This window comes from Wolbachia endosymbiont (group A) of Lypha dubia (genome assembly GCF_964028575.1).
Lineage (GTDB): Bacteria > Pseudomonadota > Alphaproteobacteria > Rickettsiales > Anaplasmataceae > Wolbachia > Wolbachia pipientis.
Map to the genome: position 1 here is coordinate 214,002 of NZ_OZ034796.1, position 21,957 is coordinate 235,958.

The window sequence follows — 21,957 nt, forward strand, 5'->3', positions numbered from 1 at the left end:
TGATATGTTACCTACGGTCAATAATAATATAGTTATTGCACTTGACGCTATGGGGGGCGATTTTGCGCCTCTTTCCGTAATTCAGGGTGCTGGTTTTTTTTTAGACAACCTTGTTGACCCAGGCATTAAAGTTTTTTTTCATATTTATGGAGATAAGGAAGAAGTATCTCCTTTGCTTTTGAAATATAAAAAAGTAAGTAACAATTCTGAATTTACTCATTGTTCTGACAATGTCCTTGCAAATGATAAGCCATCTTTTGCGCTGAGACATCGTAAAGACTCAAGTATGAAAGCTGCAATTGTTGCAGTGAAAGAAGGTAAAGCTTTCGGAGTGGTATCTTCAGGCAACACCGGAGCGTTGATGGCAATTTCCAGATTTATTTTAGGAACATTACCAAACATTTATCGTCCTGCTATTGCCTCTATCTGTCCAACTAAGACAAAAAGCTTCGCTTTGCTTGACCTTGGTGCAAATGTTGATTGTAATGCCGACTCATTATTTCAATTTGCGTTAATGGGTAGTATATTTGCAAAAATAGCATTAAAAATTGACAATCCTGAAGTTGCTTTGCTAAATATCGGCACAGAAGAAGTTAAAGGTAATGACTCAGTGCGCGGCGCTTTTGAGTTGCTTAAAAACGCTCCAGGCATTAATTTCAAAGGGTATATAGAGGCAAGTGAATTTTTAGAGGGTAATATAGATGTGATTGTTGCTGATGGTTTTGTTGGCAATGTAATGCTCAAAACGGCTGAGGCAACCGCTAGTACCTTTATCAATCTAATAAAGCAGGAAGTATTCAATTCGTGGATAGCGAAAATGCTTGTTGGTATATTGTTAAAATCCAAACTAAATAAAGCTTTAACGCGTTTTAATCCCAAAATTAGAAGTGGAGCTATGTTTTTAGGGCTGAATGGTATCATCATTAAAAGTCATGGAAATTCTGATGCTATTTCTTTTGCCCATGCCATGAAATTTGCAGTAAATGCAATTAGTGAAAATTTAAATCAAAAGATAATTAACGGGGTAAGTCATATTGAATAAAAGTTTCATATTAAGCACTGGATCTTACCTACCAAGAAAAATGTTGAGTAACAACGAAATTGCATCGATAGTTGAGACGAGCGATGAATGGATAAGGCAGAGAACAGGAATAGTTCAAAGGCATATAGCAGATGAAGGAGAACTAACGTCAGATCTAGCTGTAAATGCAGCAAAAAGTGCTATAGAAAAAGCTAAAATTTCAGTAGATGAAATTGACTTGATTATAGTTGCTACAACAACTCCTGATAAAACTTTTCCTAGCTGTGCAACGATTGTACAAAGTAAGTTAAAATGTAAAAACGCATTTGCTTTTGATGTACAAGCAGCATGCTCTGGTTTTATATATGCAGTTACAGTTGCTGATTCGCTCATAAAATCTAACAATAGAATTAAATATGCATTGGTTATAGGTGCTGAAATAATGTCTAGGATTGTTGATTGGGAAGATAGATCAACTTGTATACTCTTTGGTGATGGTGCTGGTGCAGTGGTGATGAAATCAGAAATGGGTAGAAGCGGCATCATATCAACAAACTTACACTCTGACGGCAATGTGGACATACTATGTACGAACGGAGGGGTATCCTCTACTGGTGATTCTGGAAAAATATGCATGAATGGAAGAGAAGTGTTTAAACATGCAGTGGATAAGTTAACAGCCTCAGTAGAGGAAACTCTGAAATGCAATAATTTGAAAATCACTGATATTGACTGGTTAATTCCCCATCAAGCAAACATTCGTATTATTGAAGCAGTAGTAAAGAAATTAGATTTTCCTATAGAGAAAGTGATTAATACCGTTGATAAGCATGCAAACACCTCAGCGGCATCAATTCCACTGGCCTTAGACTATGCAATACAAGAATCAAAAATAAAATCAGGAAATCTGGTACTGCTGATTTCAATAGGTGCAGGCCTGACCTGGGGTTCCGTGTTGCTGCACTATTAGACTTCCTGCATTACCTCCTGTCATCCAAGTACCCTCTTTGTCATTCCAGTGCCTCTTTCTCCTGTCATCCCAGTAGCCCCTTCGGTGTCATTCCAGTCTGGAATCCAGTTCTTATTGTACATTCACCTGGTGTAAAGTTAAGTTTCCTGGATCCCAGTGTCAGCTACTCGGATGACAAAAAAAGGAGCACTGGAATGACAGCAGTCCTACGTCATACCGCGATTCATTCGCGGTATCTCTAGATCCCGCTAACAAGCAGCGGGATGACGGTTGTTGTTTAGCTATAAATATTAAGAAATTTACCAAACGAAAAAAAAGGCAAAAGAAGCCCTGGGGTTATTATCCGCTTTAAAATATTGGCGTTTTTTATGTTTTAAACGCTTGACAAGCGAGATTAAGCTGCTTTTAATTGCAACTAACTTACGCTGCAAACGTTTAAGAAATTTACTAAGCAGAAAAAAAGACAAAGAATCCCCGAGTTAGCTAGTCTTTTACTATCTCTGTCGAGTATTGGCATTTTTTGATGTCTTGTAACGCTTTGTAAGCGCGTTCAGCTTATTTAGATAAAAATCTAGATGTAGATGAAGTTTTGTAAAGACATACAGTATCTATATACTGCAAAAAATTGAACATAAGACGCCGATACATTAAGTAATCCTTACCTTTTAATCTGCAGATTGGCGAAAGCAAATACAATAGCTTCAGTTTCATGATAAGGGAGCTGGCGAGGTTTGTCAAGGAAGTTTTTCTTTCCCGTGAATTCCCTTTGAAGTTGAATATTGAAAATTGACTGGAGAGTTGTGGATTACTTTGTATATGTCATAACAAGCCATGGCGCTCTCGGCAAAACCACTTAATATTAACTTTAGTTTGCCTGAATAAGTAGCTATATCTCCGATTGCATATATTCTATCCCTACTGGTTTTTAAGGTAGTCGGATCAACAACTATGCGGCTATGTTCTAACTGTATACCCCAATTGTTTATTGGACCAAGATTCATTGACAATCCAAAAAATGGCAGCAAAAAATCAGCGGATATTTCTTTTTCTTCCTTAGAGGCAATGTTTTTTACTATCACTGCGCTCAACTGCCCATTACCTCCTGCTAGTTCGTGTAATTGATATGGCACTACCAGTTCTATTTTTCCATCAATTTCAAGTGATTCTAATTTATTTCTAGTTTCAGGAGTGCAGCGAAATTCCTTTCTCCTATGTATCACATAAATTTTCTTCGCAACTTTAGAAAGTTCTACAGTCCAATCAGCGGCAGAATCACCCCCCCCTGCAATGACTATAGTTTTATCCTGAAAATCAGAAATTTTATTTACACTGTAAAATACAGATTTATTTTCATATTCTAATATACCACTTAAGGGTGGACGGTTAGGTTCAAACATTCCATTACCTGCAGCAACAATAACAGCCTTACATTTTACCTCTGTACCTATGCTCGTTATGATAGTAAAGTTTTCACCTTCGTTATTTGAAATCTTTTCTACTTTTTGACTTAAATGGTAAATAGGCTTAAATGGCGAAGCTTGCTCTATTAGCTGCTCAATTAATTTTTGGGCAGTAATTACAGGATAACCAGGTATATCGTATATTGGCTTTTCTGGGTAAAGAGCTGTGCATTGTCCTCCTGCTTGATCCAAAACATCTATTATATGACATCTCATATCAAGCATTCCCGCTTGAAAAGCAGTGAATATTCCAACAGGTCCTGCACCTATTATTACTATATCGGTTTTCATATTCAGATGGTGATCTATTTATAGATATTAGCTTTCTTTGCTAACAAGGTCAATTTACAAAGGGATGTATTTTTAAAAGATGTGGCTAGATTAGACAAGATTTCCAGCGTTATGAACCACATAGTCCAAATAAGCTCTAAAAATCAGCTAGCATAGCGAGATGCTGTGCGGACGGAATGGGATTCGAACCCATGGTACGCTCATCACGTACGTCAGTTTTCAAGACTGGTGCCTTAAACCGCTCGGCCATCCGTCCATTTCTTTTCTATCACAACATTTGATTTTAAGCAATCTATAAAAGCTTTACTTGCCCACGCAAAAGTTGCTAAATATACTGTCCAATATTTCCTCAACATCAATAATTCCTATCACCGCACCAAGTTCAAATGCAGCAAGCCTCAAATCTTCAGATATCAACTCAATTGGATTATCGATATTAAAACGTTGTAAATGTTCCAGTGCTTTCTTCATGTGATTCCTATGTCTTTGCCGAGTGATTACAGGAGTGTCTCTATCATGCCCAAATTTTTCCTCTGCCTTCTCTTTTATGAGAGAGATCAATTTGTTTGTACCTATTCCCTTTAAAATAGAAATAGGTAGAAAATCTATGCCATTAATTTTTATATTGTGATTATTGATAACATCGTCAGCTTTGCTCAATACATAAATAGTATCGCTATTTACAACGTTGCAATTGATATTATGACGCTGTTCAAAAGGAAATAGTTCTATTCTTAAATCAGCTTCAAAAGACCTCTTTTTCGCTCGACTTATACCTTCTGATTCTATTGGATCTGAACTCTCACGAATTCCAGCAGTATCAGAGAGAATGATTGGGTATTCGCCAATGTCAATATGAGCTTCAAGTATATCTCTTGTTGTGCCTGCATATTCAGAAACAATAGCAATATCACGCTTGGCTAAGAAATTAAACAGAGTTGATTTACCGACATTTGGTTCACCAGTTATTACAATATGTAAACCCTCACGCAACCTTTCGCCCCGTCTATTATCATTTAAATGCTCTTGTATCAATCGCACGAGAGATTGCACTTCATTATTAATTTTTTCCAACTCACTTTTTTCTGCCCAAATGTCCTCTGGAAAGTCTATATATGCTTCGATTTTGGATTGTATCGTTATCAATCTTTGCCTCCAATTGCTGTATAGTCTCTCCAATTCTCCTGATATCTGCTTAATCGCTTGTTTAGCTTGCATTTTCGTCTCAGCGTCAATTAAGTCTGCAATTCCTTCTATTTGAGTTAAGTCAAATTTACCATTTAGAAAAGCCCTAAGTGAGAATTCTCCAGGCCTGGCCATAACGAAAATTTTTGATAATTCCTCCAAGATGATTTTTATGACTGCCTTACTTCCATGCACTTGTAACTCTATAACATTCTCGCCAGTGAAACTGTTTGGAGCAGGGAAATAGATGATTATTCCATTATCTATCAATTGATTGAAATCATCATATAGATCAACTAAAGTAGCAAATCTTGGTTTAATTTCTTTCTTAATATGAAAATGATTTAAAGCTTTAAGCGCATAGTTGCCTGAAATTCTAATTACTGCAACTCCTGACTTACCAAATACGGTCGATAAAGCGAAAATAGTTTCATTTGTGTTTGTCATTATTTATATAAACTACTTAGCAATATTACACTTAAGAAACCAAAATACCTAAAAAGTCACCCAGGTGAAAATATTTATTTTGAAAACTGATAATATGATTTATAATGACTGACACAAGTTTTAAATATTTTATGCTCAAGAAATTAGCTTGGTACTGGTCTTTTGTAGAGTTAATTAAAGGGTTTGTTATTACATTAAAATATATGTTTAAGCCAAAGGTTACTTTGAGGTATCCTATGGAGAAGGGCCCTTTAAGTCCAAGGTTTCGTGGTGAGCATGCGTTGCGTAGGTATCCAAACGGTGAAGAACGATGCATAGCTTGTAAATTATGCGAAGTTATCTGCCCTGCTCAAGCAATAGTTATTGAAGCAGAGGAAAGAGAAGACGGTAGTCGCCGCACTACGCGCTATGATATTGATATGACAAAATGCATATACTGCGGACTTTGCCAAGAGGCATGTCCAGTTGATGCAATTGTGGAGGGTCCTAACTTTGAATTTGCTACTGAAACGAGAGAGGAGCTAATGTACAATAAAGAAAAGTTATTGCGTAATGGTGAAGTTTGGGAAGACGCAATTGCACTCAGGTTAAAAAAGAATAGGCCTTATTATTAATGTTCAGAGCTTATAACCCTGTTATCCATTATGATTTAGGGGCAGTGCCCACTAGGGGTGGTGTCATCCCAGTAGCTGATACACAACTGTACGAACATTTGTTTGCGAGGGCAGTATGTTAAATGTTATAGCCTGTTTTGCCTCAAACACAAAGGTGTCATCCCAGTGCTTGACACTGGGGTCCAGGTATAAAAATATTTGCAAATTGTGCAATGGACAACAGATTTTAGGAGCATACGTTAAACTAATTTCCATTATAAAAATAAGATGGATCCCAGTGTCACGCACTGGGATGACAAAGAGAGGGTTAGACAAAAGGGTCGATAAATGATTAGGATTACTTTTTCAGCCGAACAAAAAGTAAAAGAATACAGTGGTAAAGTTACTGGCTTTGATATATTACAACCGGATGTTTTGAAAGAAGCAATTGCCTTTAAGGTAAATGGTGAGTTGCATGATCTCTCACGTGAAATTGAAGCTGATGCAGAGATAGAGGTGATACAACTGAGTGACGAAGCGGGTTTAGATATAATAAGGCATGATGCTGCTCACATAATGGCACAGGCAGTGAAAGAGCTATTTCCTAATACTCAGATTACTATCGGCCCAACAATTCAGGACGGTTTTTACTATGATTTTGCTACAGGTCGTACCTTCACTACGGACGATCTTACCGCAATAGAAAAGAAAATGAAAGAGATTGTAAAAAGTAACCACAGATTTGTTCGAGAAGTTTGGACTCGCAAGCAGGCAATTGATTTCTTTAGTGATATAGGCGAAAAATATAAGGTTGATATTATCTCATCCATACCAGAGGGTAAAAACCTAACTGTTTATAGACAAGGCGATTTTGTAGACCTATGCCGTGGTCCGCACTCACCATCAACCGGCAGAGTTAAAGCGTTTAAACTTATGAAAGTAGCGGGTGCATACTGGCGAGGTGATGCAAAGGGCCCAATGTTGCAGCGAATATATGGCACAGCATGGAGAAATAAGGATGAATTAAACGCTTATCTTGAGTGTCTCAAAGAAGCAGAGAAACGTGATCACCGCAAAATTGCCAAGGATATGGATTTATTTCACATCCAAGAGGAAGCTGTCGGGCAGGTTTTTTGGCATGAACAAGGATATATTCTATATAATGTTCTTGAGTCTTACATCAGAAAGAAGCTAATAAATAATGGCTATTTTGAGGTAAAAACTCCTATTTTAGTAAGTAAAGAGCTGTGGGAAAGATCTGGACATTGGGATAAGTTTCGTGAAAATATGTTTATTGTTGACGAATCTGAGAATAAAAAGTTAGCAATAAAACCCATGAATTGTCCTTGTCATGTGCAGATTTTTAATTCTCACACCAGGAGCTACCGTGATTTACCAATACGTATGGCAGAGTTTGGCACATGCCATAGAAATGAAAGCTCAGGCTCATTGCACGGACTGATGCGAGTGCGTGGTTTTACGCAAGACGATGCACACATTTTTTGTATGGAAGAACAAGTGAATTCTGAGACTATAAAGTTTTGTGACCTTTTAAAAGAAGTATATTCAGAGCTTGGATTTAATGAAATTTCTGTGAAATTTTCAGACCGTCCAGATATTAGAGCAGGTAATGATGAAGTGTGGGATAGAGCTGAAAAAGCGCTGCTTGAAGCCGTTAAAGAAGCGGGCTTGAGTTATAAACTTAACCCTGGTGAAGGTGCATTTTATGGTCCAAAGTTAGAGTTCGTTTTGAAAGACGCAATAGGCAGAAATTGGCAATGTGGAACATTACAAGTTGATTTCATTTTACCAGAACGTCTGGGAGCTTTTTATATAGGGGCAGATGGGCACAAGCATCACCCTGTCATGTTACATAGGGCAATTCTTGGGACTTTTGAGCGTTTTATCGGAATTTTGATAGAAAATTATGCAGGAAAATTTCCAGTTTGGCTTGCTCCAACGCAACTTGCTATTCTGACCATTACAAATGAAGCTGACAGTTACGCCACAGAAATTAGCAATATTTTAAAAGAACAAGGTGTGAGAGTCAAGACTGATTTGACCAATGAAAAAATTAGTTATAAGATACGTTTGCATAGTTCAAACAAGGTTCCTATATTGTGGATTGTAGGCAAAAATGAAGTTACAAGTAAAACTGTGTCAGTAAGAAATTTAGGATCGGAAAGACAGGAGTCTTTTTCTTTGGAAAAGGCTAATGAATCGCTGTTAAAAAGTATTAATTTGAATTAAGGGAGTTAAAGTTTGCAAGTTAAAAAGAACAATAAAAACAGAATTAATGGATTTATCACAGCTAAGGAGGTACGCTTAGTTGATCATAGTGGTGAAATGGTCGGAATCGTGCCAATAGAACGAGCTTTGGAATTTGCACAGGGTGTTGGTTTAGACTTGGTGGAAATTGCACCTGATTCAACCCCTCCAGTATGTAAAATTCTGGATTATAGCAAGCAAAAGTATGATATAAAAAAGAAAGCAAGTGAAGCAAAAAAGAAACAAAAAACATTAACTATAAAAGAAATTAAACTGGGTCCCAATATTGGTGATCACGATTACGGAACAAAATTGCGTCAAGCAAGAGACTTACTTGCCCACGGACATAAAATTAAAGTCACAATGAGATTTAGAGGGAGAGAGCTTATAAACACTGAAGTTGGACTGGAAAAATTAGAACGGCTAATTCGAGACACTGAAGATATCGCAAAGGTAGAATTGGCACCTAAAAGAGAAGGGAATCAATATTTTTTAGCTCTGGTTGCTAAGTAGCAAAACGGCTTAAGAAGTATAAGTAAAGTTAAATTATCGCTCTCTCTTTGATAACATGGCGAAAATGTCTTATTAATCCTTGAATCGGCCAAGCTGCAGCATCGCCAAGTGCGCAAATTGTATGTCCTTCTATTTGAGTTGTAAGGTCAAGCAGCTTATCTATTTCATCAGGCTTAATATCTCCTGCCACCATCCTCTTCATAATCCTCCACATCCATCCAGTACCTTCACGGCATGGTGTGCATTGTCCACAGGACTCATGCATATAAAAGTGTGATAACCTCTCTATTGCAGCTATTATATCAGTTGATTTATTCATCACTATTACAGCAGCAGTACCAAGCCCTGATTGTGCAGTTCTTAATGAATCAAAATCCATTTCAATAGTATCACATATAGATTTTGGAATTAATGGCACTGAAGACCCACCAGGTATTACAGCAAGTAAATTATCCCAACCTCCTCGCACTCCACCTGCGTATTTTTCAATTAATTCACGTAATGGAATTCCGAGCTCTTCTTCAACATTACACGGGTTGTTTACGTGCCCTGAAATACAAAAGACCTTGGTACCAGTATTATTTGGTTTACCAAGAGATGCAAACCATTCTCCTCCGCGATTCAGAATATCTGGAACCATGGCTATAGTTTCAACGTTGTTTATTGTAGTTGGGCAGCCAAAAAGTCCAACACCTGCAGGAAATGGAGGTTTCATGCGAGGAAAGCCCTTTTTTCCTTCAATTGATTCAAGTTGAGCTGTTTCTTCTCCACATATGTAAGCTCCTGCACCCCTATGGATAAACACATCAAGATCATAACCTGATTTGCAGGCATTTTTTCCAATTAAGTTTTCTTTATAGGCTTCCTCAAGTGCCTTTTTTAGAACTAAATATTCATTATAAAATTCACCCCTGATATAAATATATGCAACTGATGCGCTGATCGCTCTGCTGGCCAGGAGAATTCCCTCAAGTAACTTATGTGGCTCATATCGCAATATATCTCTATCTTTACATGTACCAGGTTCTGACTCATCTGCATTGACTACTAAATATGCTTTTGGGAGATTTTTGGGCATAAAGCTCCACTTAAGGCCGGTGGAAAATCCTGCACCCCCTCGACCTCTCAAACCAGATTTCTTTACTTCATCAATGATTTTTTCTGATCCTAAATCCAGTAATTCCTTTGTTTTTTGCCAGCTACCACGTTTTTTTGCACCCTCAAGTAGTGGAGTTTCTTTACCATTTAGGTTGGTGAATATTTTGTCTTGTTCTTTTAGCATGTTTTTCAAAATTTGTGAGTGATCCCGACGCGATTCGAACGCGTGACCCACTGATTAAAAGTCAGTTGCTCTACCGGCTGAGCTACGGGATCATTTCATTTTTCAGCTATACTCAATAGTAATATAGTTTTTATCCGTTTTAATCAAACTAAAATTTTCATGTGTGGTTAAATAAATTATATAATATACTGTGTTAGTGATAATTTAGTTAAAAAATTTTTAAAGGAAAACTTCTTGTTAATTTTTAGTTCACAGATTTATTTGGATGGTGTGACGTATAACGCTAAGGAGACAAAAAAATAGAGAAGTGTGTACACCCTGCAGAATTTGTACACTATTTAGCAATAGCCTAATAGATAAATATTTCTTGCATTTCAGCCTGAGTGATTTATGCTTTAAGCAAGAATTACCTGGGGGTATAGCTCAGCTGGTAGAGCATCTGTTTTGCACGCAGAAGGTCAGCGGTTCGATCCCGCTTGCCTCCACCAGTCTATACAGCTCTAGCCGCCACAAAACCTGTCAAAGCAGCTTATTTTAATCTATGAGGATTTTATACTATTTCCCTGAAAATCTCTATTTCTTTTCGTAACTTTTCTCTACACAAGTAATGTTGGTTATTACAATTGTAATATATACTAACTTAACAATAAATTAATCAATAAATGTTAGAATACTAACAATTAATTTATTGGTAACGCCTATGAGTGGAAAAAAGCATGTTTTTAAGATGATACCTGGAAAAGAGGTGTTTAGAAAAACCCCGACTACAAGGATAAAGTGGCCTGAAGGTAATGATCCTACAATGCCTATTAAAAAAGTTGAGCTTGTATCGCTGGATGATAAAAACGATGTAGTACTAGGCTTATTGACTATAAAACTTTGCAGCAGTTCTTGCCTAGACAGTTACATATGTCTGGAGGAAGAAAATGAAGGAAATCTGGTAGCCAAAGATTATAAAAGTGATTCTAACTTAGATTATGTAAAAAGTAACCATACATTTGTATATTACGGTAATGAGTTGGCTAAGTTATCATATACAAGAGAGCTTGTGCAGCCTTTCAAAACTATGTGTAGCAGTTCTATTAAATCAAAAAAATTGGAATACAAATATGTAACATGGGAAGATTCAGATACTGGCAACAATAAATATTATTTTTCAGACGAGGCAGGAAATATAATCGATTCACCTGACAATGAGGTATTACAAGACATTATGTTATACTACGGTGAGAGACATATAAGAGATGTGCTACTGTTGCTATCAAACGCGTTTACTAAAGTTTTTATTCAGGGCCTAACAGACGATCAACTAAAAACTCTTACCAATACTCTTAGTAACGAGCAACTGCAAAAAATAATTCCTGAACTGAGCTCAAGCCAACTACAGACCTTAGCAGAGAACTTAACAGATGAACAACTCCAAGCTTTAGTAGATCATCTAACCAATCACCAATTACAAACTCTTGCTCAGGAACTAAATCCAGAAAAATTACAAATAATTGTTCCTATTTTAAATGATGCTCAGCTTGAAGCTCTAGTGAGAGGCTTAAATCCAGAACAAGTAAAAGAAATTTTACCTCACTTAAAAGTGGATCAGTTCAAAGCACTTATTAAAACTTTAAATGACGAGCAATTTACAGTGCTTGCAAAAGACTTGGCTGAGCACCACTTGACAATACTCTCCAAAGAATTAGAAGGTGATCAGTTGAAAGCTTTAGTAAATAGTCTGCAAGAAGACCAACTGAAAGACTTAGTTAATAAGCTTGATCCTGAGAAACTCGAAGCAATTGCTCAGGATTTAACTGATTCTAATAGGATCCAGATTATCATTAAGTCTTTAGTTGATAATCCAGAAAAACTTCAAGCTTTTGCTCGCAATATGTCTAATGAGCAGTTTAAAGAACTTTTGGATAACATAGGCGCAGAAGAGCTTAAAGATATTATTCACAAGCTGCCTTATGAAAAGGTGACAGCTGTGATTGGTGATCTTGGCAGTAAAGATCAATCTAAAGCTATTATTGATGCATTAAAAGGGGAACTTGACGAGCAGAGTAAACAGAACAAGGAAATGATTGAGATGCTCAAGCAAATCAAGGACGATATGCCAGAAATCGGACAGGCCTCAGACTTCACAATAGTAGACATTAATAATGACTCACTGTTATTTGTATAGTAGTGATTTATAAAGATAAGTAGTTTTTTATAGGAGGTAACTATTATGAGTAAAAATACAGAATTATATTCTAGTGAAGAAGTTGAATCAAATAATACATTACAACTTCCGAAGCCGGCGTTTAATAAACCAAATTTTGCAATACCAGAAATAAAGAAGATTACTACTAAAAGCGCACCGGATGGAATTGATATAACTAAGGTTATGGAAGAAAAAGAGATTAATGCTATACCGACAATCACGGTAAGCGTTAAGAATCTTAAAAATTTTTATGATGGTCTGATGAAAAGTATTAATAAATATAACGATGATGTAAGTGATGTGATGACAAGCGGCATAGTAGAACCACTGTCATCAACTATAGAAAACATAGGCACAAAGACAAGCGAGATAGACGTTAAACTTAAAGATCTTCAGGCTAGACTTGATGATATACCAGAGATTGGAGAAGCTCCTTCATTACTCCATATTACTGGCGGAGAGAACGGATTGCTTTAATAAAAAAGGTAATAGCTTGCTAGCAGGCTGTTGCTTTCTTTCACATACCATTTCAAGGTAACTAGTTAGTTTCAAAGTTCTAATTTTTTATAGGAGTTAGCATGAATAATAGTAAACAAGAAAGCAAAAACGAACTTAAAGTAATAAGCAAAATAGAAGTTAACGCCAAACCTAAAGGTTATGATGAAACAGTTGCGCGAAATCCAGCGCAGCTTGGTTATGTCCACAAAGCTTTAGATAAATTAATCGCAGAGCTGAACACGAAATTCGTTCCTGAATTGGATGATGTATTGCATAACAATAGCAACTCTATCAGTCAATTAAATGACATGCTATAGTATTTTCTAAAATGAATGATAAATTTCCATTATGGTATTACCAACCAAAAGTTGTAAGTCTGTATATTTATGCATTAAAGGTCTGAGGCGGCTTTTGATGGTATTCCAACAATGCTCTATAGGGTTCAAATCTGGTGAATATGTTGGTAGATAGAGCAAACGGCATCTAGCATTATCTATTAACTCCTTTGTTTTGGGAGTTTTATGGAATGTGGCATTGTCCATAACTATTGTAGTACCATGTGGCAATTTAGGTAATAACATCTTCTCTAACCATGTATTGAATACCTCTTTGTCACACCCACCTTTGAAAGTCATTGGTGCAATAAATCTCTTTCCAATCCACCCGCCTATTATACTGATTCTCTCTCGTTTTCTTCCTGGAATATCTGCATAAATTTTCTTTCCTATTGGAGCACGTCCATACTCTCGGTATAACCTATTATCAACTCCTGCTTCATCTATATATAAGATGCTGGAATGGTCTATTTTTGAGATTTTATCGGTAAATCGCTGCCTATCTTCTTGATTGCGCTCTTGATATAGTGTAACTTTTTTTTAAAGTAATTCTTAGCTGTTTCAGCCTATACCAAATTGAATTTATTCCAAATCCAAGATTTTGTTTCATCTCTGCCAGCGTATGATCTGGATTCTTTTTAACATATTCTTCGAGTATTTTTGGGTCTATTTTTCGAATAAAGCTGCCGTTTTTCGATGGCCTTAGGCTTTCACCAGCGGCTTTCTTTCTTAACCAGCGGTACAGAGTTGCTATTCCTATCTCCAAAAGCTCTGCCACCTCAACCTTTGACTTCCCTTTTTCTATCATCGATACTGCCCTTTCCCTTAAATCCACACTATACGCCATTATAACTCAAATAGCTTATTATACCTTTATCATTTACTTTGGGAAGTACTATAACAGAAGAAAGGAGTAAGCTTGACGAGCTAATTACAAAGGTTGGTGATAAAGATTCAGGTTTAATTGAGAAAATAGATAAATTGAGAGAGGAAGTAGATTCATTCACGGATTCTGACATAATAAATCCCAACACCTTTTTTTCTCCAGAGTTAAATCCACTAGGATAGAAAATAGCTAATAATTAGCAAAAATAAGAAAAAGTAATAGCCCAGTGGGCTATTACTTTTTTCACATACTATTTAGGTACAGTTGGGGTTAGGGAATCTATTTTAAAACTTTCGGCATATAGTTCTCATCATGTTTTGCAAACACTGTATCTGCAAGAAAAGTACTATTATCAAACATTTTACCTTGCACAACAACACCACTTTTTTCTGAAAACATTGGTGGAAGTATTCCCTGGTATTTTACCACAACGCTTTTGTTAAAATCTGTCATTTGAAAAATTACTTCGCTTTCGCTCTGTATCACGCTATTTTCAACAACCATTCCACCAACACGGATTGGCTTTTGATTATTTGGTAAAACTATTGCCTCACTTACTGTATAGAAAAATGAGATATTTTCTTTGAGCGTTGTTAAAATAAAAAAAACTATGCAGCTTAAAAAGCAGAAAATTCCTGAAGTTATAAGTAATCGCTTATGTTTCTTCTTCATTATTATCTTTCAGGCTTTCTAGAATTTTTTTACTTTTAGTATAGCAAGAAATGGTAAAAATCAGTTCTCCGGTAATCAACGTAAAACTAATAAGGTAAGCAAAAATTACATATGTATTCATAATGCATTATCAATAAATAACTCACCTGCATCAAAATAAATTAAGCTTCCATCCTTTTGCTGCAACACCAATTTACCACTTTTATCTATATCAGCAAAAATTCCTTCATACAATTTGTCAGCTAACTTTACACTGATTTGCTCATTCATTTTGAATGCTTTTTTTAACCACATTTCTCTTATAGCATAAAACCCATCAAATAGCCATTGCTTTCTTAGCTTATTAAAATTTATTATTAATTCCTTTAACAGATCCATGTTAGACACAGATTCACCGTAATTGCTAATGCACGTTGTTCCTGGAAGTGGTGCATGATTGACATTAATTCCAATTCCTATAATGAGCCAATTCGAATTAGATCTTTTTTCAAGCAATATTCCGCTTATTTTCTTGCCATCAATAAGGACATCATTTGGCCACTTATACTGGAGATTTAGACCATTTATAAATGACAGTATAGTATTTCCAACAGCAAAAGCAGTAACAAAAGTCAATTCTGTTAATTTGCTAACATCCGCAATTTTATTCACCAAACCCTTCTCTGTCATCCCAGTGCTTGACACTGGGATCCATGCTTCTTGATTCCTAGATTCCAGCGTCACGCGCTGGAATGACACCGAAAGCTGGCTTTCATTCAGATAATCGTTAAAGAGGTTTATTACCAAACTTGCATAAAAATTACCCTCTGGAGAAATCCAGTTTTTTCCAATGCGCCCTCTACCCTCTGTTTGTTTATCAGCAACAATAACGGTTTCATTTGATATTCCTTTATCAATTAAATCCAACGCTTCTTTATTAGTGCTTGAAACTTCTTTGTAATGATGAATATGAAAGCCCTCAGGGATCACCTTGTCAGCCCTTTAGTTCAATAAGTGAGTAAAGACTTCTACATACAAGAAAAGAACGAGGTTGATCAGTGAAGCCACTGAAGTGATAATGAATAGACCCTTAGAATAAGCAACCTTATTACCACTAGCTTTATCAAAATACATAGCTTTTATGATATTTAGATAATAGTAACACGATACAACACTTGCTATTACAAGGATCAAGGACAGGCTGATAAAGCCAGAATTTATTAAACTTTTGAATATAAAAAATTTAGCGATAAAACCTGCAAGTGGAGGTATTCCCGACATCGAGAGTAACAGCACAGAAAGATGAAATGCTACAATTGGGCGCTTCTTCCCTATACCAGATAAATTTGCAATATCACAATCGTCATCGTCAATTTGTACGAGATATGAGAATAGCCCTATGCTTGTGATGATATATATCACCAGATACATTAAGGCACTATCTGTTCCTGCTTGTGTAAAAATAGAAAGTGAAGCAAATATAAAACCAATGTGACCAATTGAACTGTAAGCAAGCAGCCTTTTTAAGTTTTGCTGACGTAAGGCCCCAAAAGCTGAGATAAGCACAGACAATGCTGAAACGTATAAGAAAATAGGCTGAACATAACTTTTTACATTTACTAACTCTTCATTCATCAATCGAATTAAAAATGTTACAAGTGCAGCTTTTGGAGCTGTAGAAAAAAACGCAGTTACTATGGTAGGTGCACCTTGATAAACATCTGGAGCCCACATATGAAAAGGAGCAATAGCAAGCTTGAAACACAAACCAATTAGGATAAAGACTAATCCAAAAACTATTCCATAAGTTATCTGATGGCTTTGCAAGAATGAACCGAGCTCAGAGAAATTGACTTGTCCTGTATATCCATAAAGCAGCGACATTCCATATAGCATAATGCAGGAAGATAGTGCACTAAGTGTAAAATATTTCACTCCTGCTTCACATGAATAAGCTGAATCTTTATTAAAGCTCGCAAGAACATACAAAGATATACTCATCAACTCAAAAGCTAAATAAAAAGAAATCAGACTATTTGCTGAAACCAAAGTTATCATGCCAAATAGCGCAAAAAGAATCAGTATTGAAAATTCATATTTATAGTCATATTTTGATAAATTCAGCATCAAAAGTATTAAAATTCCTGTGCTGAGAATTAACCCTTGGGCTGACCTGATGTATAAATTGAGTTTTAACAACGAATTAAAGAGAAAAATTTCATTGTTTTCTGCCGAAATAATTAAAATAATCAAAGTTACCACTGTGCAGCCAAGTGCTAATAAGTTGATAGTTCGGCGGTTAAATATAATTCCAAGCAGTAGCAACACTAACGAGGAGATAATAGAGAACGTTTCCGGCAATATCTGTATATAATTCATAGCGCATTATATTTGACTAACAAATTTGCCATACATGGCTTCAAATAATTCAGTGCAAGGGTTGGGTAGAATCCAAGCAAAATAACAAACACTGCAAGCAGAATTAAGACAGAAAATTCTATGCTATCCAAGCGGTTATTTAATAATTTAGAATAGCTAACCCCCCATATTATTTGCTTACATAAATTCAGCATATAAACTGCGCTTAAAATAGTGCCAAGTGCGATAAATCCTGTAAAAAACCCTATGCTCTTAAACATTCCAACCATAGCCAAAAACTCACCTATGAATCCAGATGTTCCAGGTAGCCCTATTGAAGCCATTGAAAATAAAATGAATATAAAACCAAATTTTGGCATTGTGTTTACTATGCCAAAATATTTTGCAATCTCCAAAGTTCCAGTTCGAGTATATAGCATTCCAACACACAAAAATAAAGCAGCAGAAATAAGGCCATGACTAATCATTTGAAATATGCTACCCAGTACTCCTTCCTCACAAAATGAAAAGAGGCCAGCAGTAACGATCCCCATATGTGCTATTGAAGAATAAGCTATTAACTTCTTTATATCATCTTGAGCAAACGCAACTAGCGAAGCATATATCACCGCAATAATGCTCAGCACAACAACGAAATTTGAAAAATATAAACTTGCCTGAGGAAGCATTGGAATAGAAAACCTTAAAAATCCATATCCTCCCATTTTAATAAGCAAGCCAGCTAAAATCACAGATCCAGAAGTTGGTGATTGTACATGCGCATCAGGAAGCCAAGTGTGAAATGGAAACATCGGTACTTTTATTGCAAAAGAAATAAAAAATGCAATCCACAGCAATGACTGCACTTCAAGATCAAGGCTTGGCACTAATGTAGCTAATTTTTGTATATTAAACGTTCCAAAAATGTTATAGATGTAAACCAATCCAAGTAGAAATAATAATGAGCCAGTTAATGTATAAAGAAACAACTTAAACGTTGCATATACCCTGTGTTTTCCTCCCCAGATGCCAATAATAAAGAACATTGGTATTAAAACAGCTTCAAAAAACACATAAAAGCTTATAGCATTCAGTGAAACGAAAAAACCGACTACAAAACTCTCAAGCAGTAGAAATGATGCCATATATGGCCTAAGGGTTGTATAACTCATTTTGCAGTTGTAGAGTATACAAATTACAAACAAGAAAGTTGTAAGCAGAAGGAAAAGCAACGATATACCATCTATCCCTATTCCAACATTTCTAATTGGGTAGCTGACAAACTGAAAGTCCGCATCGTTATAATCAAATTCTATACAAGCTACAATGCTAAGCAAAAATGGAAGTACAGCAAAAAATAGAGCAAGGAATCTTAAGTGTATAGATTGATGATTAATCCTGATTAAGGATAAAATCAACGCTCCTATCAGTGGAAGCAAAAATATACTAAGTAACAACACCTTCTATTTAATTCCAATAATATATAAAGCACCGATTATTAAAGTAACAAACATAATAAATGCATAATCAAATATATAACCAGTTTGTAACTTTATAGAACTTTTTGAACATTCATTAACCAACCTTACAACACCATTTGGTCCAAATGAATCAATAGCCTTAACATCAAACTTCCATAGAAGCCTAGATATAAACCTTATCGGTGCAATTATAACAAACTCATACACCTCATCAAAGTACCATTTATTCTGCAAAAACTTAAGTAAAAATTTACTCTTAATTTGCCTAATTACTTGATATTGGTAAATTAGGTACGCAAGTGCTATTCCACTTAGGCTTGTTAAGGTTGGCAGTAGTTTTATAAAGAAATTATGAACTCCATGCTCATCAATCATCACTAAACTTGATTTCCAAAACGCATTACTAGTTATGTTCAAAATATTTGCTCCCCATATTCCAGAAAATACTGATCCAAAAGCGAGTATCAGTAATGGTATAAGCATAATCTTTGGTGCCTCATATATATTAATTTTACTTTGTTTTTGGCTGTGGAACACAAGAAGCAATAACCTCCAAGAGTAAAACGCTGTGAAGAATGCAACAACTAAGCTTATTACAAAAGCAAAGCTATCCGTGCTATAAGCATGTTCAATTATCAAATCCTTTGAATAAAAACCTGCAAATGGGAATATCCCAGAAAGCGCAAGAGATCCAATCCACATGAGAGCGTAAGTGCAAGGGATTTTCTTCCAGCAATTTCCCATTTTCTGAATGTTTTGCTCATGATGCATTGCATGAATCACATTGCCAGCACCAAGAAATAGTAGAGCTTTAAAAAAAGCGTGTGTCATTAAATGAAAAATAGCAACATTGTAAGCAGAAAGCCCACATGCCATGAACATATAACCAAGTTGACTGCAGGTTGAATAAGCAATTATTTTCTTTATATCGTTCTGAGTAATTGCAACGGTGGCTGCAAAAAAAGCAGTGAGTGCTCCAACGATAACTATTAATTCTCGTGCCACATTTGATAACTCAAACAATGGAGAACACTTTGCTACTAAAAATATACCTGCTGTTACCATCGTTGCTGCGTGAATAAGTGCAGAAACAGGAGTTGGCCCTTCCATTGCATCTGGCAACCAAACATGTAAACCAAGCTGTGCAGATTTACCCATACAGCCAATAAAAAGTAATATGCATATTATATGAGTTACTTTGAATTCACAGCAGAATGCCCTAATGTTCTGCGTGCCAAGAAGATCAGTTGTGTCAAAAACTTCAGTAAAATTCAAAGAGTGAAATGTATAATAAATAAGAAAGATTCCAATCAATAGTGCAAAGTCTCCTACCCTATTCACAACAAATGCTTTAATTGCTGCATTATTTGCAGAATATTTTTGGAACCAAAATCCTATGAGTAAATAAGAACATAGGCCAACCCCTTCCCAGCCAAAAAAAAGCTGCACGAAATTATCGCTTACAACCAGCACAATCATGCAAAACGTAAATAGCGATAGGTAAGAAAAAAACCTCGACTTCCCCTTATCACGCTCCATATAACCGATAGAGTAGAGATGTACTACCAGTGAAACGGTGGTAATAACAATAAGCATTAAGGATGAGAGAGCATCCACACTAATTGCCCAATTTACTTTTAAGATGCTCAATGAAAACAAAGGAAATAAACTCAAGTGATAATTTTCAGAGAAGGTGAGAAAAACATACCAAGATAAAACTGCAGATATTCCAATCCCTGCCGTTGTAACTAACTGACTTTTTCTAAAAAGTGCTGCAAATAGCGAACCAAAAAGTGGCAAAAATACTATTAATTTCAGTATATCCATCATACTTTCATTCTTTCATTAAATTTGCTTGTTCAACATCTATATTGCCACGGCTTCTATAATATACAACCAATATTGCAAGCCCAACTCCTGACTCTGCTGCCGCAACAGTCAACACAAACATCACAAAAATTTGCCCAACTATATCATTCATAAAGGCAGAAAAAGCAACTAAGTTGATATTAATTGCCAGCAATAATATTTCTATTGATAACAATATATTGATTATGCTCTTACGGTTGATGAAAATACCGCACACTCCAATAGTGAACAAAACAGCAGCAACTATCAAAAAGTGATTTAATCCTATTTCCATTCTACTCCTTTTCCAAATTTAGCCTTAATCAATTTTACAGATGAAGATTGTGTCAATTGCTTTAATACATTCTGTTTTTTAACTCCTTTTTTCTTGTCCTGCAAAGTAAGAGCAATTGCACCGACAATTGCAACAAGCAGCAGAATACCAGAAAGATGAAAAGCGTACATGTAGTCGGTATACAGCAAATTACCAATAGCTTTCACATTATTGGTATTATAGTTTATAACATTGCTTATATTCGGTGCTGAGCTGCGGATTACAAAGCTGATGACTAGAAAAAACACAACACACAACATAGCACCAAGAGTGCAATGCTTTGCAAAACCCTGGCGCAACCTTATGTAGTCAATATCGAGCATCATAACTACAAAGAGGAACAACACCGCAACCGCACCGATGTATACTATCATCACCATCATAGCAATGAACTCAGCTCCAAGGAGAATGAAAAGAACTGCAGAGTTAACGAAGGTGAAAATTAAAAATAATACTGCATGCACAGGATTTCTTACACTAATTACGCATACAGCAGATAAAATGCTGAGAATTGCAAAAAAATAAAAGAAAAAAGGCATTGATACTTTAACTGCAACAATAGTTACTAATTTAAAGTGACTATTGTTGTAAAGTCAATACTAAATGCCTACCTTATGGATGAACTTGCGATTGTGATTTTAAACACTCAGGAGTAAGGACATTCTTAATCACAGTACCTATGCTCATATGGCGATCCTTTTGCCTTTCTTCACTGACCTTTTCACAAGATTTTCCAATACCATAACCCACCAGTGCACCAACAACAGTGGCTGCAATAAATACTGCAACAGCAACAATAGCAGGAGCTAAAGTGGCAGCTCCTGCAAGGTATGCTATAGCTGCTCCAATAATTGCACCACCACTTAAAGCACAACAAGTTCTACAAGCGTTTGGCTTGCTTTTAGGATTTGAAATCTCTTCTATTATTTTAAGTTTTTCTGCTACTAAATCACTACCTTGTTGTTTTTCTTCATCATTTAACTTACCAAATTTATATAAAATCTTTGAAGTGCATTCTAAGTATTGTCCAACAGATTGCACATGTTCTTTTAGTGCATCTATTGTTACTCCTTCATTAAAGTGTTCTCTCAAAGTATCATGATCAAGACGATCAAGTTCCCACATAAATGAAGTATGTATCTCATTGATTTGCTTAATAAATTCCTCAAAGGGCTCCTTTATTTGTTCAACATAATAACTTATTATGTCAGTCGTTTTTTTAACTGATTCAACATTATGGATTCTTAAATTTTCCACAGATGTTAAAGACGTAATAACTATCCGTTCTTCAAGTGAAAGTTTTCTTTGCTCATCAGAATTAGTAGGTTTGGTAGAAGTCATA

General features: G+C 35.8%; 25 protein-coding genes and 3 tRNA genes. 12 read left to right on the plus strand and 16 right to left on the minus strand.

The genetic code is table 11. The features are described from left to right. The first annotated feature begins 4 nt into the window (after positions 1 to 4). Together plsX and ABWU72_RS01100 are read left to right on the plus strand one after the other, a co-directional pair. Entirely contained in the window at positions 5 to 1,042 is a 1,038-nt protein-coding gene (gene plsX, locus ABWU72_RS01095; protein ID WP_353284052.1) for a phosphate acyltransferase PlsX, read from the plus strand. Then, positions 1,035 to 1,991, plus strand: a complete 957-nt coding sequence (locus ABWU72_RS01100; RefSeq protein WP_155969044.1) for a beta-ketoacyl-ACP synthase III — start codon at positions 1,035 to 1,037, stop codon at positions 1,989 to 1,991. Before plsX ends, ABWU72_RS01100 begins: the two co-directional genes overlap by 8 nt. A 734-nt stretch (positions 1,992 to 2,725) precedes the next feature. Here ABWU72_RS01100 and ABWU72_RS01105 read toward each other — a convergent pair. The 3 genes from ABWU72_RS01105 to mnmE all read right to left on the minus strand — a co-directional run bounded on the left by ABWU72_RS01105 (position 2,726) and on the right by mnmE (position 5,374). After that, positions 2,726 to 3,742, minus strand: a complete 1,017-nt coding sequence (locus ABWU72_RS01105; RefSeq protein ID WP_155969045.1) for an NAD(P)/FAD-dependent oxidoreductase — start codon at positions 3,740 to 3,742, stop codon at positions 2,726 to 2,728. Positions 3,743 to 3,910: 168 nt separating this feature from the next. Then, a tRNA-Ser gene (locus ABWU72_RS01110) sits at positions 3,911 to 3,998 on the minus strand. Between the two features lie 47 nt (positions 3,999 to 4,045). Continuing rightward, entirely contained in the window at positions 4,046 to 5,374 is a 1,329-nt protein-coding gene (gene mnmE / locus ABWU72_RS01115) for a tRNA uridine-5-carboxymethylaminomethyl(34) synthesis GTPase MnmE (protein WP_155969046.1), read from the minus strand. A gap of 131 nt (positions 5,375 to 5,505) precedes the next feature. Between mnmE and nuoI the strand changes: the two genes are divergently transcribed. Genes nuoI through infC form a run of 5 tightly spaced genes read left to right on the plus strand, consistent with a single transcriptional unit; the run spans position 5,506 to position 8,748 of the window. After that, positions 5,506 to 5,988 (plus strand): NADH-quinone oxidoreductase subunit NuoI, encoded by a 483-nt coding sequence (gene nuoI, locus ABWU72_RS01120; RefSeq protein WP_038199316.1) that lies wholly within the window; start codon positions 5,506 to 5,508, stop codon positions 5,986 to 5,988. After that, positions 5,988 to 6,110 (plus strand): hypothetical protein, encoded by a 123-nt coding sequence (locus ABWU72_RS01125; RefSeq protein WP_255322257.1) that lies wholly within the window; start codon positions 5,988 to 5,990, stop codon positions 6,108 to 6,110. The genes nuoI and ABWU72_RS01125 overlap by 1 nt, the downstream gene beginning before the upstream one ends. Continuing rightward, positions 6,104 to 6,319 carry a hypothetical protein gene (locus ABWU72_RS01130; protein ID WP_155969049.1) on the plus strand — a complete coding sequence of 72 codons (216 nt, stop codon included), beginning with the start codon at positions 6,104 to 6,106 and terminating at the stop codon, positions 6,317 to 6,319. Before ABWU72_RS01125 ends, ABWU72_RS01130 begins: the two co-directional genes overlap by 7 nt. Beyond that, positions 6,316 to 8,217, plus strand: coding sequence for a threonine--tRNA ligase (gene thrS, locus ABWU72_RS01135; RefSeq protein WP_353283804.1), 1,902 nt, complete (start codon positions 6,316 to 6,318; stop codon positions 8,215 to 8,217). Before ABWU72_RS01130 ends, thrS begins: the two co-directional genes overlap by 4 nt. Positions 8,218 to 8,229: 12 nt before the next feature. Beyond that, positions 8,230 to 8,748, plus strand: coding sequence for a translation initiation factor IF-3 (gene infC, locus ABWU72_RS01140; protein ID WP_006279610.1), 519 nt, complete (start codon positions 8,230 to 8,232; stop codon positions 8,746 to 8,748). 28 nt (positions 8,749 to 8,776) lie between these two features. Here the strand turns inward: infC and nuoF are convergent, their stop codons facing one another. Beyond that, positions 8,777 to 10,030: an NADH-quinone oxidoreductase subunit NuoF gene (nuoF, locus tag ABWU72_RS01145; protein WP_155969053.1), complete on the minus strand. Its 1,254-nt coding sequence runs from the start codon at positions 10,028 to 10,030 to the stop codon at positions 8,777 to 8,779. 19 nt (positions 10,031 to 10,049) lie between these two features. Continuing rightward, a tRNA-Lys gene (locus ABWU72_RS01150) sits at positions 10,050 to 10,122 on the minus strand. A 320-nt stretch (positions 10,123 to 10,442) separates the two neighbouring features. Between ABWU72_RS01150 and ABWU72_RS01155 the strand changes: the two genes are divergently transcribed. From ABWU72_RS01155 to ABWU72_RS01170, 4 genes are all read left to right on the plus strand, one after another. Continuing rightward, positions 10,443 to 10,518, plus strand: a tRNA-Ala gene (locus ABWU72_RS01155). A gap of 212 nt (positions 10,519 to 10,730) precedes the next feature. Then, on the plus strand, positions 10,731 to 12,203 hold the full coding sequence (locus tag ABWU72_RS01160; RefSeq protein WP_213863613.1) for a magnesium transporter MgtE N-terminal domain-containing protein: 1,473 nt from the start codon (positions 10,731 to 10,733) through the stop codon (positions 12,201 to 12,203). Positions 12,204 to 12,248: 45 nt separating this feature from the next. Beyond that, complete coding sequence (locus ABWU72_RS01165) at positions 12,249 to 12,701, plus strand: hypothetical protein (RefSeq protein WP_353283805.1); 453 nt, start codon at positions 12,249 to 12,251, stop codon at positions 12,699 to 12,701. Between the two features lie 101 nt (positions 12,702 to 12,802). Continuing rightward, positions 12,803 to 13,039, plus strand: coding sequence for a hypothetical protein (locus tag ABWU72_RS01170; protein WP_353283806.1), 237 nt, complete (start codon positions 12,803 to 12,805; stop codon positions 13,037 to 13,039). A gap of 6 nt (positions 13,040 to 13,045) precedes the next feature. Here ABWU72_RS01170 and ABWU72_RS01175 read toward each other — a convergent pair whose 3' ends face one another. Both ABWU72_RS01175 and ABWU72_RS01180 read right to left on the minus strand, forming a co-directional pair. Then, positions 13,046 to 13,537 carry an IS630 family transposase gene (locus ABWU72_RS01175; protein ID WP_155968340.1) on the minus strand — a complete coding sequence of 164 codons (492 nt, stop codon included), beginning with the start codon at positions 13,535 to 13,537 and terminating at the stop codon, positions 13,046 to 13,048. A 19-nt stretch (positions 13,538 to 13,556) separates the two neighbouring features. Further along, positions 13,557 to 13,904 carry an IS630 transposase-related protein gene (locus ABWU72_RS01180; RefSeq protein WP_155968342.1) on the minus strand — a complete coding sequence of 116 codons (348 nt, stop codon included), beginning with the start codon at positions 13,902 to 13,904 and terminating at the stop codon, positions 13,557 to 13,559. Positions 13,905 to 13,942: 38 nt separating this feature from the next. Between ABWU72_RS01180 and ABWU72_RS01185 the strand changes: the two genes are divergently transcribed. Then, complete coding sequence (locus ABWU72_RS01185) at positions 13,943 to 14,125, plus strand: hypothetical protein (protein ID WP_353283807.1); 183 nt, start codon at positions 13,943 to 13,945, stop codon at positions 14,123 to 14,125. Positions 14,126 to 14,222: 97 nt separating this feature from the next. Here ABWU72_RS01185 and ccmE read toward each other — a convergent pair whose 3' ends face one another. The 9 genes from ccmE to ABWU72_RS01230 all read right to left on the minus strand — a co-directional run bounded on the left by ccmE (position 14,223) and on the right by ABWU72_RS01230 (position 21,956). Next, the gene (gene ccmE, locus ABWU72_RS01190) at positions 14,223 to 14,615 is read right to left on the minus strand and encodes a cytochrome c maturation protein CcmE (protein ID WP_155969452.1); all 393 of its coding nucleotides are present in this window, start codon (positions 14,613 to 14,615) and stop codon (positions 14,223 to 14,225) included. Continuing rightward, positions 14,599 to 14,736 carry a hypothetical protein gene (locus ABWU72_RS01195; RefSeq protein WP_182158513.1) on the minus strand — a complete coding sequence of 46 codons (138 nt, stop codon included), beginning with the start codon at positions 14,734 to 14,736 and terminating at the stop codon, positions 14,599 to 14,601. Before ABWU72_RS01195 ends, ccmE begins: the two co-directional genes overlap by 17 nt. Beyond that, entirely contained in the window at positions 14,733 to 15,584 is an 852-nt protein-coding gene (locus tag ABWU72_RS01200) for a biotin--[acetyl-CoA-carboxylase] ligase (RefSeq protein WP_155969450.1), read from the minus strand. The genes ABWU72_RS01195 and ABWU72_RS01200 overlap by 4 nt, the downstream gene beginning before the upstream one ends. 12 nt (positions 15,585 to 15,596) lie before the next feature. Next, the gene (locus tag ABWU72_RS01205; protein WP_155969448.1) at positions 15,597 to 16,973 is read right to left on the minus strand and encodes an NADH-quinone oxidoreductase subunit N; all 1,377 of its coding nucleotides are present in this window, start codon (positions 16,971 to 16,973) and stop codon (positions 15,597 to 15,599) included. Beyond that, positions 16,970 to 18,412: a NuoM family protein gene (locus ABWU72_RS01210; protein ID WP_353283808.1), complete on the minus strand. Its 1,443-nt coding sequence runs from the start codon at positions 18,410 to 18,412 to the stop codon at positions 16,970 to 16,972. Before ABWU72_RS01210 ends, ABWU72_RS01205 begins: the two co-directional genes overlap by 4 nt. 3 nt (positions 18,413 to 18,415) lie before the next feature. Beyond that, complete coding sequence (nuoL, locus tag ABWU72_RS01215) at positions 18,416 to 20,263, minus strand: NADH-quinone oxidoreductase subunit L (protein ID WP_353283809.1); 1,848 nt, start codon at positions 20,261 to 20,263, stop codon at positions 18,416 to 18,418. A gap of 4 nt (positions 20,264 to 20,267) precedes the next feature. Continuing rightward, entirely contained in the window at positions 20,268 to 20,576 is a 309-nt protein-coding gene (gene nuoK, locus ABWU72_RS01220; RefSeq protein WP_006012916.1) for an NADH-quinone oxidoreductase subunit NuoK, read from the minus strand. Beyond that, the gene (locus tag ABWU72_RS01225; protein ID WP_006279581.1) at positions 20,567 to 21,154 is read right to left on the minus strand and encodes an NADH-quinone oxidoreductase subunit J; all 588 of its coding nucleotides are present in this window, start codon (positions 21,152 to 21,154) and stop codon (positions 20,567 to 20,569) included. Before ABWU72_RS01225 ends, nuoK begins: the two co-directional genes overlap by 10 nt. Before the next feature lie 73 nt (positions 21,155 to 21,227). Next, positions 21,228 to 21,956 carry a hypothetical protein gene (locus tag ABWU72_RS01230; RefSeq protein ID WP_353283810.1) on the minus strand — a complete coding sequence of 243 codons (729 nt, stop codon included), beginning with the start codon at positions 21,954 to 21,956 and terminating at the stop codon, positions 21,228 to 21,230. Position 21,957: the final 1 nt, after the last annotated feature.

Excerpts from the sequence above, each read along its gene's own strand:
- plsX (WP_353284052.1), top strand. The coding sequence starts at position 5 with ATGTTACCTACGGTCAATAATAATATAGTTATTGCACTTGACGCTATG.
- ABWU72_RS01105 (WP_155969045.1), bottom strand. The coding sequence starts at position 3,742 with ATGAAAACCGATATAGTAATAATAGGTGCAGGACCTGTTGGAATATTC.
- mnmE (WP_155969046.1), bottom strand. The coding sequence starts at position 5,374 with ATGACAAACACAAATGAAACTATTTTCGCTTTATCGACCGTATTTGGT.
- nuoI (WP_038199316.1), top strand. The coding sequence starts at position 5,506 with ATGCTCAAGAAATTAGCTTGGTACTGGTCTTTTGTAGAGTTAATTAAA.
- ABWU72_RS01125 (WP_255322257.1), top strand. The coding sequence starts at position 5,988 with ATGTTCAGAGCTTATAACCCTGTTATCCATTATGATTTAGGGGCAGTG.
- ABWU72_RS01130 (WP_155969049.1), top strand. The coding sequence starts at position 6,104 with ATGTTAAATGTTATAGCCTGTTTTGCCTCAAACACAAAGGTGTCATCC.
- thrS (WP_353283804.1), top strand. The coding sequence starts at position 6,316 with ATGATTAGGATTACTTTTTCAGCCGAACAAAAAGTAAAAGAATACAGT.
- nuoF (WP_155969053.1), bottom strand. The coding sequence starts at position 10,030 with ATGCTAAAAGAACAAGACAAAATATTCACCAACCTAAATGGTAAAGAA.
- ABWU72_RS01160 (WP_213863613.1), top strand. The coding sequence starts at position 10,731 with ATGAGTGGAAAAAAGCATGTTTTTAAGATGATACCTGGAAAAGAGGTG.
- ABWU72_RS01165 (WP_353283805.1), top strand. The coding sequence starts at position 12,249 with ATGAGTAAAAATACAGAATTATATTCTAGTGAAGAAGTTGAATCAAAT.
- ABWU72_RS01170 (WP_353283806.1), top strand. The coding sequence starts at position 12,803 with ATGAATAATAGTAAACAAGAAAGCAAAAACGAACTTAAAGTAATAAGC.
- ABWU72_RS01180 (WP_155968342.1), bottom strand. The coding sequence starts at position 13,904 with ATGGCGTATAGTGTGGATTTAAGGGAAAGGGCAGTATCGATGATAGAA.
- ccmE (WP_155969452.1), bottom strand. The coding sequence starts at position 14,615 with ATGAAGAAGAAACATAAGCGATTACTTATAACTTCAGGAATTTTCTGC.
- ABWU72_RS01195 (WP_182158513.1), bottom strand. The coding sequence starts at position 14,736 with ATGAATACATATGTAATTTTTGCTTACCTTATTAGTTTTACGTTGATT.
- ABWU72_RS01205 (WP_155969448.1), bottom strand. The coding sequence starts at position 16,973 with ATGAATTATATACAGATATTGCCGGAAACGTTCTCTATTATCTCCTCG.
- nuoL (WP_353283809.1), bottom strand. The coding sequence starts at position 20,263 with ATGATGGATATACTGAAATTAATAGTATTTTTGCCACTTTTTGGTTCG.
- nuoK (WP_006012916.1), bottom strand. The coding sequence starts at position 20,576 with ATGGAAATAGGATTAAATCACTTTTTGATAGTTGCTGCTGTTTTGTTC.
- ABWU72_RS01225 (WP_006279581.1), bottom strand. The coding sequence starts at position 21,154 with ATGCCTTTTTTCTTTTATTTTTTTGCAATTCTCAGCATTTTATCTGCT.
- ABWU72_RS01230 (WP_353283810.1), bottom strand. The coding sequence starts at position 21,956 with ATGACTTCTACCAAACCTACTAATTCTGATGAGCAAAGAAAACTTTCA.